Source organism: Sinorhizobium sp. 6-70 (assembly GCF_030124375.1).
In the GTDB taxonomy this organism is placed as follows: Bacteria; Pseudomonadota; Alphaproteobacteria; order Rhizobiales; family Rhizobiaceae; genus Sinorhizobium.
Window position 1 is genome coordinate 408,812 of sequence record NZ_JASKLS010000002.1, and the last position, 12,720, is coordinate 421,531.

The window sequence follows — 12,720 nt, forward strand, 5'->3', positions numbered from 1 at the left end:
TCCGACGCCCGGTCGGCCATGCGCCGCCTTAAAATGCTACCGCGTTGTCTCCGTTGCCTGCCCGCGCAGCCGCTCGACCGCCATCAGCACGCGCTCGGGTGTCGCCGGGGCGTCGATACGCGGCGGGATACGATATCCCGCAACACTCGCCGCTGCCATTGATATAGCTTCGAGAACGGAAATGCCCAACATGAAGGGCGGTTCGCCGACCGCCTTGGAACGGCGGATCGTTTCTTCCCGGTTGATCGACCATTCCGCCAGACGTACGTTGAAGACACGCGGCCGGTCTGAGGCGAGCGGGATCTTGTAGGTGGAAGGCGCATGGGTGCGTAGCCGCCCGTTGGCATCCCACCAGAGTTCTTCCGTCGTCAGCCAGCCCATGCCCTGCACGAAGGCGCCCTCGACCTGGCCGAGGTCGAGCGCCGGATTGAGCGACTTGCCGACATCGTGGATGATGTCGGTGCGATCGACCTGGTATTCGCCGGTCAGTGTGTCGACGCTGACCTCCGAGCAGGATGCCCCATAGGCATAGTAGTAGAACGGGCGTCCCCTGCCCTCGGAGCGGTTCCAGTGGATCTTAGGCGTCTTGTAGAAGCCAGCGGCGGAAAGCTGCACACGCGCCGTATAGGCCGTCTTGATGAACTCGGGGAAGGAAACGCGCTCACTGCCGATCCGCACCACATTCGGCTCGAAAGCGACATCCGCTTCGCTGACGCCATAGCGTTCCGCCGCAAAGCTGACGAGCCGCGCCTTGATCTGCTGGGCCGCATTGGCGGCCGCCATGCCGTTCAGGTCCGAGCCGGACGAGGCGGCGGTCGCCGATGTGTTCGGCACCTTACCGGTGGAGGTCGCGGTCACCTTGATCCGGTCGAGGTCGACCTGGAACTCGTCGGCCACGACCTGGGCGACCTTGGTGTAAAGCCCCTGCCCCATCTCGGTGCCGCCGTGGTTCAGATGGATCGAGCCGTCGGTGTAGACATGAACCAGAGCGCCGGCCTGGTTGTATTCCGTCTTGGTGAAGGAGATGCCGAACTTCACCGGCGTCAGCGCGATGCCGCGCTTGATCACGTGGTTCTCGCGGTTGAAAGCGAGAACGGCCTCACGCCGGGCGGCATAATCCGCCGACGTTTCGAGTTCCTCGATGATCCGCCCGATGATGTTGTCTTCCACCGTCTGGTGATAGGGCGTCAGGTTTCGCCCCTCGCCGCCGTAGAAGTTGAGCTTGCGGATCTCGAGCGGATCCTTGCCAAGCGTGTAGGCGATATCCTCGATCATCCGCTCGCCGCCGACCATGCCCTGCGGTCCGCCGAAGCCACGGAAGGCGGTGTTCGACACGGTGTTGGTCTTCATCGGCCGCGAGCGCAGCCGGACGTTCGGATAGAAATAGCAATTGTCGGCGTGGAAAAGCGCACGGTCCGTCACCGGACCCGAGAGGTCCGCCGAGAAGCCGCAGCGCGCGGCAAAGACCGCGTCGACCGCCTCGATCAGACCGTCATCGTCGAAGCCGATCTTGTAGTCGACATGGAAGTCGTGGCGCTTGCCGGTCGCCGTCATGTCGTCGTCGCGGTCAGGACGGATCTTGACGGCACGGCGATACTTTTGCGCCGCCATGGCAGCAACCGCCGCAAAGAGGTTCGCCTGCGTCTCCTTGCCGCCGAAGCCGCCACCCATGCGCCGGACATTGACCGTCACGGCGTTGGAGGGAACGCCGAGCACCTGGGCGACCATATGCTGCGTCTCACTCGGATGCTGGGTCGAGGCGAACACGGTCACCTCGTCGTCTTCGCCGGGGATCGCAAAGGAAATATGGCCTTCCAGGTAGAAATGGTCCTGACCGCCGATCCGCATCTCGCCCTGAATGACGTTCTTCGCCTTGGCGAAGCCGGCGTCGATGTCGCCACGTTCGAGCTTCAGCGGATCGATCACCAGTGGGTAGTTCGCTGCCACGGCCTCCTTGACGTCCGTGACATGCGGCAGGTCGCGATAGTCGATCTTGACCTTTGCAGCCGCCCGCCGCGCCGCATCGCGCGACGTGGCGATCACGGCGAAGATCGGCTGGCCGTGAAACTCGACCTTGCCGGTCGCAAAAACCGGATCGTCATGCTTGTGCGCCGGGCTGATATCGTTTTCCCCGGGAATGTCATCGCCTGTCAGAATGCCGACGACGCCGGCGCTGGCGCTCACATCCGCAAAGTCGATCGACAGGATTTCCGCATGCGCCCGCGCCGACAGGCCGAGATAGCCGTGCAATGTCCCGGCAGGCTCGGGAATGTCGTCGATATATTCGGCCGTGCCCGAGACATGCTTGTGGCCCGACTCGTGCTTTTCCTTCTCGTGAACGCCGCCTCGGATGCGGTCGATGGGCTGCATGACATTCATGGCTCAAACCTCCTCTAGATCACGATGATTTTGGGTCGAATCGACCCAAAAATCATAATCGTGATCGATTCTAATAAGTTAGAGCGGGATGCGGGCGGAAAACCGCGCACACTTTTCCTCATCCCGCTCTAAACCGCGACGGCAATGGCGCGATCGAGCCGGACGTGCCCGGCTTCCTGCGTTTCGAGATGAAAGCGGCGGAGCAGGTTCTTCGCCACGAGCATGCGGTATTCGGCAGAGGCGCGCCAATCGGTCAAAGGCGTGAAGTCCTCGGCAAACGCGGCGACGGCGGCCTCAACCGTCGCGTCGGTCCAATCGGCTCCTATGAGCACCGCCTCCACCTTCGAGGCACGCTTCGGTGTGCCGGCCATTCCGCCGAAGGCGACCGCCGCTTCGGCAACCTTGCCCCGTCCGTCGAGCGTCACACGAAAGGCACCGCAAACGGCGGAAATGTCCTCGTCCAGGCGCTTCGTCACCTTGTAGACGGCAAAACGAGTTCCTTCGTCGAGGAAGGGGATGCATACGGTTTCGACAAATTCGCCGGGTTCGCGATCTTGCTTCCCGTATTCGATGAAGAATGCTTCGAGCGGCAGCGTCCGACGCCGCGCGCCCTTGCGCAGCGTCACCGATGCGCCGAGAGCGATCAGCGCCGGAGGTGTGTCGCCGATCGGCGAACCATTGGCGATGTTGCCGCCGACGGTGCCCATGTTGCGCACCTGCTGGCCACCGATCCTGTCCCAGAGTTCCCGCATCTGCGGGAAGTGTTCCACGATCACCGGATAGGCTTCGGTGTAGCTGACACCGGCCCCGAGCGTGATGCTGTCAGCACCGACGGAAATTCGGCGCAGTTCTTCGAGATGCGAGATGTGCACCACCGGCGCAATGTCGCGCATGAACTTCGTTACCCAGAGACCGACGTCGGTCGAGCCCGCGACGATCGTCGCCTTCGGGTCGGCTTCGAGGATGGCGGCAAAGTCTTCGACAGAGGCCGGCAGCACGAAGCGTTCAGCCTCGTTGCCGATCACGACGCGGCGGCCATCCTGGAGCGCGGCAAGTTGCCTGCCGATATTTTCACGCTCCGCGAGGAGCGGATCCTTTCCGACCTCGCCGATCGACGAAATCGCTTCCGCCGCACGGATGATCGCGGCGTAGCCGGTGCAGCGACAGAGATTGCCCTGCAGCGCCTTTTCGATCTCCTGAACGCTCGGCTTCGGATTCTCCATCCAGAGGCCATAGAGCGACATGACGAAGCCCGGCGTGCAGAAGCCGCACTGCGAGGCGTGCGTGTCGACCATCGCCTGCTGCACCGGATGAAGCGGGCCGTTCGGCTGGGCCAGTGCATCGACGGTGACGACGTGACAGCCGTCGAGCGAACCGACGAAGCGGATGCAGGCATTGATGGATTCGTACGTTAGTTGACCGTTTAGAAGTCGGCCGACAAGCACGGTGCAGGCACCGCAGTCGCCCTCGGCGCAGCCTTCCTTGGTTCCGCGCAGGTTGCGGTCGATGCGTAGGAAATCGAGCAGGGTCTGGACCGGCGAAACATCGGCGAGCTCGACAAGCCGGTCGTTCAGAAGGAAGCGGATCGTGTTGCGGATTTCAATCGTCATGGCCGGTCAGCTCCCCCGGTAGGTCGAGTAGCCATAGGGCGAAAGCAGGAGCGGCACGTGATAATGCGCCAGTTGGTCGGCGATCCCGAAGCGGATCGGGATGACGTCGAGAAAGGGATTGGCGCCGCGTTCCGCAGCCCGGCCGAGATACTCGCCGGCGTGGAAACGCAGCTCGTAGGTCCCGCTTTCCATGCGCTCGCCGGCAAGCAGCGGCTGGTCGCAGCGGCCATCGTCGTTGGTCCTCGCGGAGACGAGATGCTCCGCCCGCCCGCCATCGAACCGGTAGAGCTCGATGCGCAAGTTGCTGGCCGGCTTGCCGCTTGCAGTATCCAGCACATGGGTGGTCAGGCGGCCGGTGTTTCCACCTTGAGATTGCATGCGTTCGCTCCTCCCGAAGTCAGCTTTCCACTGCACAGTATCCAGAGGGGAGATGGGCTTGTGTAGCGGCCTCAGCCTTCGAGACTTTCAAATTTTTCGGGGGGAATGAGGACGCGGCTTTCTCGCTACGAATTGTGCTGAGAGACACTGTCTGGAGGAGCCCATTTCATGAGATACCCCCGCGATCTTCACGGCCATGGCCCAAGTCCCCGAGCCGTCTGGCCGGACGGAGCGCGGATCGCCGTCCAGTTCGTCATCAATTACGAGGAGGGTGGCGAAAACTGCGTGCTGCATGGCGATGCGGCATCGGAGGCCTTCCTTTCGGAGATCGTCGGCGCGCAAGCCTGGCCGGGTCAGCGGCATTGGAACATGGAGTCGATCTACGAATATGGCGCGCGTGCCGGTTTCTGGCGCCTGCACCGCCTGTTCACGGATCGTGACGTGCCCGCCACCGTCTATGGCGTGGCAACCGCGCTCAAGCGCTCACCCGCCCAGGTCGCGGCGATGCAGGAGGCCGGCTGGGAGATTGCCTCGCACGGGCTGAAATGGATCGAGCACAAGGATTTCAGCGTCGACAGGGAGCGAGCCGAAATCGCCGAGGCGATCCGCCTCCACACGATCGTCACCGGCGAACCGCCGCGCGGCTGGTACACCGGCCGCTGCTCGGAAAATACGCTCGATCTGGTGACCGAGGCCGGCGGCTTCGACTATGTCTCCGATTCCTATGCCGACGACCTTCCCTACTGGCATGAGCACGGCGGCAAGCACCAGCTCGTCATTCCCTACACGCTCGACGCCAACGACATGCGCTTTGCGACGGCGCAGGGATTCAACAGCGGCGACCAGTTCTTCAGTTACCTGAAGGACAGTTTTGACGTTCTCTACGCCGAAGGCGCCGCCGGTTCGCCTAAAATGATGAGCATCGGGCTCCACTGCCGCCTCGTCGGTCGGCCGGGCCGGATCGCCGCGCTCGCCCGGTTCCTCGATTATGTGAAGAGGCATGAGAAGGTCTGGCTTGCCCGCCGCATCGACATTGCCCGCTACTGGGCGCAAGCTTATCCTTTCCAGCCCAATGGCGACCGTCCGTCCCGGCTTTCCGAAGAGGCCTTCATTGCCCGTTTCGGCGGCGTCTTCGAACATTCGAAGTGGATTGCCAAACGCGCCTTCGCCGATGAACTTTCCCCCGCCAACGACACGGCGATCGGCCTTCACGCCGCGCTCGTCCACGCATTTCGTAGCGCCACGGATGAGGAGCGGTTCGCGGTCCTCAACGCGCATCCGGACCTTGCCGGCAAGCTCGCAGAGGCCAAGCGCCTGACCGAGAGCTCCACCAACGAACAGGCTTCAGCCGGTCTCGACGCGCTGACGGACAGCGAGCGCGAGCGGTTCACGGCGCTCAACAGCACCTATGTCGAAACGTTCGGCTTCCCCTTCATCATGGCGGTCAAGGGACGGCGCAAGGATGAGATCCTCGCCGCCTTCGAAAACCGGATCGGCAACGAACGCGAAACCGAATTCGAGACCGCATGTCGCCAGGTGGAAAGGATCGCGCTCCTCCGCCTGCAGGACATGCTGCCAAACTGAGGGACATGCGATGACGACCGGAAGGCGGCGTCAGCCGTCTGTGCCTCTTTGGGCGGATTGTGGAGGCCACAAGTTGAAGGAGATCGCCATCCAGCCGTTGACCCGCGAGGCCTTTGCGCCTTTCGGCGACGTCATCGAGACGGAAAACGCCCACGGGTTTCCGATCAATGGCGGCCGGTGCATGCGCTTTCACGATCTCGCCAGGATCGAGACCACCGGCGAAAACGCCCGCCCGATGATCAGCATCGTGCGCGGCGAGCCCTACGCCCTGCCCCTGACACTAACCATGGTGGAGCGTCACCCGCTCGGCAGCCAGGCTTTCATCCCGCTCGGCTGCAGCCCGTTCCTGGTCGTGGTTTCCGAGGAGACGGCCGCTGGACCCGGCGAGCCGCGCGCCTTCCTGACGGCACCGGGCCAGGGGGTCAACATAGCCCGCAACGTCTGGCACGGCATCCTGACGCCCCTGGAGGAGGTTTCCGATTTCGCCGTGATCGACCGCGGCGGCGAAGGCGTGAACCTGGAAGAACATTTCTTCGAGGAGCCGTTCCTCCTGCGGTAGCTCGCCATCGTGATCGGAATGAACGCGAAGGTCCGTCCCCGCGGTGTCGCCAGCGATTGCTCACCCCACTTCGGCGCCAACCCGCGCGCTTGGCATTCGCCTCGCTGCCTGGACGCGCGGATCGGGGTCGAGACCGGCATCCAGCAAGCGGCGGGTATAGTCGCGCTGCGGGTTCTCGAAAATCTGCCTGACCGTGCCGACTTCGACGCATTCGCCCGCCTGCATCACCATCACATGATCGGCGAAATCGCGCACAACCGGCAGGTCGTGGGCGATGAAGATGAAGGCGATGCCGAGTTCACGCCGGAGCTTGTCGAGGAGCGCGATCACCTGCGCCTGGATGGACACGTCGAGCGCGGAGACCGCCTCGTCGCAAACGATGAGGTCGGGCCGGAGAGCCAGCGCGCGGGCGATCGCGATCCTCTGGCGCTGGCCGCCGGAGAACTGGTGCGGATAGCGTTCGGCATGGACGGGCGACAGGCCCACTTGCGTCAGCAGTTCCTCCACCCGTGCGCGCCATTGCGCCTTCGGCAGGATCTCGGGGTGGATGACCCAGGCCTCGGAGATCAGCTGGTAGACCGTCATGCGGGGATTGAGCGACTGGGTCGGATCCTGAAACACCATCTGCAGCTGGCGTCGGAGCTGGTAGAGCTCCTTGGCCGGCATTTTCAGAAGATCCCGGCCCTTCCAATAGGCGTGTCCCGAGTCCGCCTCATCGAGCCGCAGGAGCGCGCGCGCCAGCGTCGATTTTCCCGATCCGCTTTCGCCGACGACCGCCATCGTCTCACCCGGCTGCAGCGTGAAGGATACGCCATTCAATGCCGTGAAGGAGCCATAGGACTTGCAGAGATTTTCGACCTTCAGAAGCGGCTCGCCGGTGGCATTCGGTTCATGCATCTCGCCCCGGCCGGGAGCCGCGGAAATAAGCTTGCGCGTGTAGGGGTGCTTGGGATTGTGATAGACCTCGTCCGGCGTTCCGGTCTCCACGATCTCGCCGGCATTCATCACGACCACCCGATCGGCGATGTCGGCCACGACACCGAGGTCGTGGGTGATCAGCAACAGTCCGAGGCCGGTTTCCTTCTGCAGCTCGCCGAGAAGAGCAAGCACTTCGGCCTGCACCGTCACATCGAGCGCGGTCGTCGGCTCGTCGGCAATCACGATGTCGGGTTTGAGCGCAAGCGCCATGGCGATCATCAGACGCTGGCGCTGACCGCCGGAAAACTGGTGCGGATACTTGCGCATCGCCGTCTCCGGGGCGGGAATGCCGACGCGCGTCAGAAGATCGAGCGCGCGTGCGCGCGCCGCATCTGCCGATACTCCATGAATACGCATGACCTCGATGATCTGCCAGCCGACGGTGAAAACCGGGTTCAAGTGGCTGAGCGGGTCCTGAAAGATCATTGCGATCCGCTTGCCGTTGATCGCGCGGCGCTCGTCGTCGGACATGGCGAGCAGGTCCCTGCCGGCGAAGATGACCTCGCCGCTGGTGATCTCGCCCGGCGGCATATCGATTAGGTTCATGATCGCGGAGGCGGAGACGGATTTGCCCGAGCCGCTTTCACCCAGGATTGCCAGCGTCTCGCCGCGGTCGAGATGCCAGCTTATGTTGCGCACTGCGTGCACCGTGCTGCCAGCCGTGTGGAACTGAACGGACAGGTTTCGCACTTCAAGCAGATGCTCAGCCATTCTTGCGGCCTCCGATTTCGAGTCTCCAGCGCTGTGCCGGATCGAGGGCGACACGCATCCAGTTCGACAGCAGGTTGAGCGACAACGTCGTCAGAATGATCGCCAGGCCCGGCCAGAACGCCAGCCACCAGGCGTTGGTGAGGTATTGCTTGCCTTGCGCGACCATCAGGCCCCAAGTCACCTCGGGCGGCTGAATGCCGATGCCGAGGAAGGAGAGAGAGGACTCGGCCAGCATGACGAAGGCGAAGTCCAGCGTCGCTATGGTCACGAGCGTCGGGACGACCATAGGCAGAATGTGACGGAAGACGATCCGCAGGGACGAGGCCCCCATGACCTTCGCCGCCTGCACGAACATGCGCTGGCGGATTTCGAGGACCTCGGCCCGCGTCGTGCGCAGATAGACCGGGATCCGTGTGACGGCGAGAACGATCACGATGTTACCGACCGATGGCGCCAGCATGTAGAGCACGATTACCGCGAGGAGCAGCGACGGAAACGACATGATTACGTCCGCAAGCCGCATGATCACGTTCGACACCCGCTCCGACGCGTAGCCGGCAACGAGGCCGAGCAACGCTCCGACGACACCGGAACAGACGACCGCTCCAGCGGCGATCATCAACGTGTTCTGCGCGGCCACGACGATGCGGGCGAGCAACGGCCGGCCGAGAGCGTCGGCTCCGAGCAGGAAGAGCCAGCCCCTATCGACCGTAAACGGCGCCAAGTTGCGGGCGCGCAGATTCTGGGCGACGGCGGCTTCGCGCAGCAAGATCGGCCCGAAGAGCGCGCACAGGACCGCAATAATGAGGAAGATCGCCGCGAAAAACGCGAACTTGTCGCGCCAAAGCATGCCGAGGAGCACATGCGCCTTGCCGCGCTGCTTGGTCGAGATCTGCGTGGATGGCAAAGTACTGGACATGGTCATGGCCTTCAGGTCCTGAGGCGCGGATCGAGCAATGCGTAGGCAATGTCGATCAGCAGGTTCATGACGAAGATCGCAAGCGCGGTGACCATGATCGCCGCCAGGATCACGTTGAAGTCGCGCTGCAGGATGGAATCGATCATCAGCTTGCCGACGCCGGGGAAGCCGAAGATCGTCTCGACGACAACCGCACCGTTAAGCATCGCGGCCGCCTGGTCGCCGATGACCGTGATGACCGGCAGCATGGCGTTGCGCAGCGTATGGACGAAAATGATCGATCGATTTCCGACGCCCTTGGCGCGAGCCGTCTTGACATAGGCGGATCCAAAAGCCGTCAGCATCGATCCGCGCACCACCTGAAGAATCAAGCCGAATGGTCGGATGAAGAGCACCGCGACCGGCAGAATCCAGTGCCAGACCGTCCCGGTGCCGGAGGTCGGAACCCAGCCGAACGTGATGGAAAAAATGACGATGCCGACAATTGCGATCCAGAAATCGGGCGCCGAGGCGCCGACCAGTGAAACCAGCGAGACGAAACGATCGAACAGGCCGCCGGGGCGGAAGGCTGCTATCGAGCCGATGGTGATGGCGAGCGCCGTCACCAGCGCGATGGTGATCAACGCCAGTTGCAGCGTCCAGGTGAAGGACTCCAGAACCACCTCGATCGCAGGACGTGCCTTGCGGATCGAGTCGCCGAAGTCGAGGTGCAGGACGTCCCATACATAACGTCCGAACTGCTGGATAAGAGGATCGTTCAATCCATGCAGTTCGCGGAACTGATCGAGCATTTCCTGCGTCGCATCGATCGGCAGGAACAAGGCTGCCGGATCGCCCGTCAGCCGCGACAGGAAGAACACCATCACCACGAGCGCGACGAGCGAGAAGAAACTCGACACGATGCGCCTCATCATCTTTTTTCCCATCGGTCCAACTCCCGATTGTCTACTGCATGTTGCCCTAAGTCGGAGCCGATTTAAGGAAGAAATATGCAGTAATTCAAAGTGCTACAGCGACCTTTTGTGAGCCTGAAGACGCACAGCGCTGTAGGGAAGGGCGGAGTTTCCGCCACCCTTCCCATTTCACAATCCGCTTACTTGAAGTGGATCTCCGACAATTGCAGCTGCGAATTGGTTGCGATCGTCGGCGTGAAGTCGACACGCGGATTGACCCGTGCGAAGCCCACCATGTGGAACAGCAGCACATCGGCAACCACATCGTCATGGAGGTAGGCGATAAGCTTCTTCCAGTCGGCCGCGCGTGCCTCACCCGTCGCCGCGGTTGCTTCGGCGATCATCTTGTCGACAGCCGGATTGGCGATGCCCGATTGACGGCCGTTGCTGTCGTACTTGAAGTACATTGAGAAAACCGGATCGCCACGCGCATTGTCGTGCTGGGCTGCGACAAGCAGCGGCCCGCGGTTTTCCGGATAGGGCTTGGAGTACTGCTTCTCGAACTCCGCGACTTCGTACATCTGCAGTTTCGTCTTGAAGCCGACCTCTTCGAACATCTGCTGGGCGGCCTCGAGCACTTCCACCACGTTCGGGAAGTTGCTGGTGCGTCCGACGATGGTGATCGGCGTTTCGACCGGAACGCCATCGGCCTTCGCCTCGGCAAGCAGCTTCTTGGCGCCGTCCGGATCGTAGGGCGCTACCTTCACGTCGGGGTTCCAGCCAAGCGTCGTCGGCGGCACGATTGCCGTCGCCTTGATCGCACCCTTCGGCAGCAGCGTGCCGATGAAGGCATCGCGATCGAGCGCCATGTTGAGCGCTTGGCGCACGCGCTTGTCGTTGAGCGGCGGGATGGAATGGTCGAGCCGCATGTAGAAGGTTTCGGAGTTGGGATAGCTGAAATCCATCTCCGCATCATTGGCGTCGAGTTCCGAGATCAGCGGCGCGATGTCGGCCTCGCCGGCTGCCACCATGGCCGCCCGCACGGAAGGATCCGCCCGGAACACATAGGTCGCCTTCGTCACTTCCGGCGCGCTTCCCCAGTAGTCGTCACGACGCGTCAGCGTGATGCTCTGGCCTGCCTTCCACTCCGTGAGCTTGTAAGGCCCCGTACCGATCGGCTCACGCGTGAATTCGATCGGCGTTTCAGCAGGAACGACCGTCACCAGCGTCATCAGCAGCGGCAGGATGGGCTGCGCCGGCGTCGCGGTGATATCGATCGTATTGTCGTCGACGACCTTGGTCTCCAGCTTGGTATCGCCGAAGTAGCGCGGGCTTTCGCATGAGATCTTGTCGCTCATCGCGCGTTCGATCGAGTGCTTGACGTCGCCGGCGTCAAAGGCGGATCCGTCGGAGAACTTCGCATCCTTGCGCAGATGGAAGCGCCAGGTGCCGGGGCTCGCCTCCTCCCAGCTTTCGGCCAGGCGCGGCATCAGCCCCTTGTTGTTGCGAACGTCGAGTTCCGTCAGTGTCTCGGAAACATTCTGCAGGATAATGCGCCCGATGTTCGAACGCGTCGCCATGCAAGGCTCCACGAGGTCGACCTCTTCGTCGAGAACGACCGTGATGTCCTTTGCCTCCTGGGCCCAGGCCGACGCTGCCGCCGACGCGGTCATCATCAAGCCCAACAACAGTCTCTTGCCCTTCATCTGCTCCTCCCTGATGAGCCAGCGCTTTCAAAATTCCGTGTCCGGCCGCGCTGCGGAGCCGTCGCTATCGGTTGCCGCCAACTGGCGACAGGTTGTATCAATCCTCCGCCACCCGCCGCCTCAGGCGCCCTCCTCCGACGACGATCATCGTCGCGACGAAGATGATCGCGGCGCCAAGCCAGGTGGAGAGCCCTGCGACCTCGCCGAACAGGATCCAGGCCATGACGGCAACAAGCGGCAGGCGGAGAAAGTCCATGGGCGCAATCTGCGATGCATCCGCGATGCTGAACGCCTTGGTCATCAACGCCATGTTGGCGGCTCCCATCGCGCCCTGCAGTGCGAGCAAGGCGAACTCGCGCAGGTCGGGCGTCGTCCAGTAGAGTGCCGCAGGCACAGCCGCCAATGGCACGGTCACGATGAGGTTCCAGACCACCAGCGTCTCGGTCGAATCGAGATCCGACATGCGCTTCAGCATGAGCTGAACGAGTGCCTGAAGTGCGGCGCCGGCGAGCGCCAGAAGCAAGGCCGGCGCCATGCCGCCGCGGCCGGCAGGATCGATGATGATCAGCGCACCGGCAAAGCCCGCGACGAGCGCGAAAACGAGGCCCGGCGTCAGCTTTTCGCCGAGCCACAGCCAAGCGCCCAGCATCAGGAAAATCGGCGCCGTGAACATGATCGCCATCGCATCGGCGAGCGGCGCGGCAGCGAAGGCCATAAAAAAACAAACGAGCGCGGCAAGCTTCAGCGCCGCACGAGTGACATGCTGAAGCCGATAGCCGGATTTCAGGACACGAGGGCGCGCCACGATCAACGGAACGATTGCCGCAAGGCCGAAAAGGCTGCGAAAAAAGCCGATGACAAACGCATGCACTTCGCCCGCAAGAAGGCGGACTATGGCCGCATCCGCCGCGGCCAGCGCGGCGGCGGCAGCAACGCACCACAGAGCCGTGGCCGTCGGTCGCTCACCCTGATGATTGACGATTGCGGCCATGCGTCTCCCGCT

The 12,720-nt window shown here is 62.8% G+C and carries 10 protein-coding genes; 2 read left to right on the forward strand and 8 right to left on the reverse strand.

Annotated features, from left to right (window positions below):
- Positions 1-36: 36 nt before the first annotated feature.
- The 3 genes from xdhB to uraH form a co-directional block, all read right to left on the reverse strand.
- Positions 37-2,379 carry a xanthine dehydrogenase molybdopterin binding subunit gene (gene xdhB, locus QN222_RS05695; protein ID WP_283960711.1) on the reverse strand — a complete coding sequence of 781 codons (2,343 nt, stop codon included), beginning with the start codon at positions 2,377-2,379 and terminating at the stop codon, positions 37-39.
- A gap of 128 nt (positions 2,380-2,507) precedes the next feature.
- Positions 2,508-3,989 carry a xanthine dehydrogenase small subunit gene (gene xdhA, locus QN222_RS05700; RefSeq protein WP_283960712.1) on the reverse strand — a complete coding sequence of 494 codons (1,482 nt, stop codon included), beginning with the start codon at positions 3,987-3,989 and terminating at the stop codon, positions 2,508-2,510.
- A 6-nt stretch (positions 3,990-3,995) separates the two neighbouring features.
- Entirely contained in the window at positions 3,996-4,367 is a 372-nt protein-coding gene (gene uraH / locus QN222_RS05705; protein WP_283960713.1) for a hydroxyisourate hydrolase, read from the reverse strand.
- A gap of 168 nt (positions 4,368-4,535) precedes the next feature.
- On the opposite strand from uraH, the gene puuE reads away from it, so the two are divergent.
- Together puuE and QN222_RS05715 are read left to right on the forward strand one after the other, a co-directional pair.
- Positions 4,536-5,951, forward strand: a complete 1,416-nt coding sequence (gene puuE / locus QN222_RS05710; protein ID WP_283960714.1) for an allantoinase PuuE — start codon at positions 4,536-4,538, stop codon at positions 5,949-5,951.
- Positions 5,952-6,024: 73 nt separating this feature from the next.
- Positions 6,025-6,510, forward strand: a complete 486-nt coding sequence (locus QN222_RS05715) for an ureidoglycolate lyase (RefSeq protein WP_283960715.1) — start codon at positions 6,025-6,027, stop codon at positions 6,508-6,510.
- A 60-nt stretch (positions 6,511-6,570) separates the two neighbouring features.
- Here the strand turns inward: QN222_RS05715 and QN222_RS05720 are convergent, their stop codons facing one another.
- The 5 genes from QN222_RS05720 to QN222_RS05740 all read right to left on the reverse strand — a co-directional run bounded on the left by QN222_RS05720 (position 6,571) and on the right by QN222_RS05740 (position 12,708).
- Positions 6,571-8,199, reverse strand: a complete 1,629-nt coding sequence (locus QN222_RS05720) for an ABC transporter ATP-binding protein (RefSeq protein WP_283960716.1) — start codon at positions 8,197-8,199, stop codon at positions 6,571-6,573.
- Entirely contained in the window at positions 8,192-9,118 is a 927-nt protein-coding gene (locus QN222_RS05725; protein ID WP_283960717.1) for an ABC transporter permease, read from the reverse strand. The genes QN222_RS05720 and QN222_RS05725 overlap by 8 nt, the downstream gene beginning before the upstream one ends.
- Positions 9,119-9,129: 11 nt before the next feature.
- Positions 9,130-10,044 (reverse strand): ABC transporter permease, encoded by a 915-nt coding sequence (locus tag QN222_RS05730; protein ID WP_283960718.1) that lies wholly within the window; start codon positions 10,042-10,044, stop codon positions 9,130-9,132.
- A gap of 167 nt (positions 10,045-10,211) precedes the next feature.
- Positions 10,212-11,717 carry an ABC transporter substrate-binding protein gene (locus QN222_RS05735; protein WP_283960719.1) on the reverse strand — a complete coding sequence of 502 codons (1,506 nt, stop codon included), beginning with the start codon at positions 11,715-11,717 and terminating at the stop codon, positions 10,212-10,214.
- Positions 11,718-11,814: 97 nt separating this feature from the next.
- Positions 11,815-12,708, reverse strand: a complete 894-nt coding sequence (locus QN222_RS05740; protein ID WP_283960720.1) for a DMT family transporter — start codon at positions 12,706-12,708, stop codon at positions 11,815-11,817.
- Positions 12,709-12,720: the final 12 nt, after the last annotated feature.

What these genes read in the sequence shown, in the direction of transcription:
- xdhB (WP_283960711.1), bottom strand. Translation starts at nt 2,379, where the DNA reads ATGAATGTCATGCAGCCCATCGACCGCATCCGAGGCGGCGTTCACGAG.
- QN222_RS05730 (WP_283960718.1), bottom strand. Translation starts at nt 10,044, where the DNA reads ATGGGAAAAAAGATGATGAGGCGCATCGTGTCGAGTTTCTTCTCGCTC.
- QN222_RS05740 (WP_283960720.1), bottom strand. Translation starts at nt 12,708, where the DNA reads ATGGCCGCAATCGTCAATCATCAGGGTGAGCGACCGACGGCCACGGCT.
- QN222_RS05725 (WP_283960717.1), bottom strand. Translation starts at nt 9,118, where the DNA reads ATGTCCAGTACTTTGCCATCCACGCAGATCTCGACCAAGCAGCGCGGC.
- xdhA (WP_283960712.1), bottom strand. Translation starts at nt 3,989, where the DNA reads ATGACGATTGAAATCCGCAACACGATCCGCTTCCTTCTGAACGACCGG.
- puuE (WP_283960714.1), top strand. Translation starts at nt 4,536, where the DNA reads ATGAGATACCCCCGCGATCTTCACGGCCATGGCCCAAGTCCCCGAGCC.
- QN222_RS05735 (WP_283960719.1), bottom strand. Translation starts at nt 11,717, where the DNA reads ATGAAGGGCAAGAGACTGTTGTTGGGCTTGATGATGACCGCGTCGGCG.
- uraH (WP_283960713.1), bottom strand. Translation starts at nt 4,367, where the DNA reads ATGCAATCTCAAGGTGGAAACACCGGCCGCCTGACCACCCATGTGCTG.
- QN222_RS05720 (WP_283960716.1), bottom strand. Translation starts at nt 8,199, where the DNA reads ATGGCTGAGCATCTGCTTGAAGTGCGAAACCTGTCCGTTCAGTTCCAC.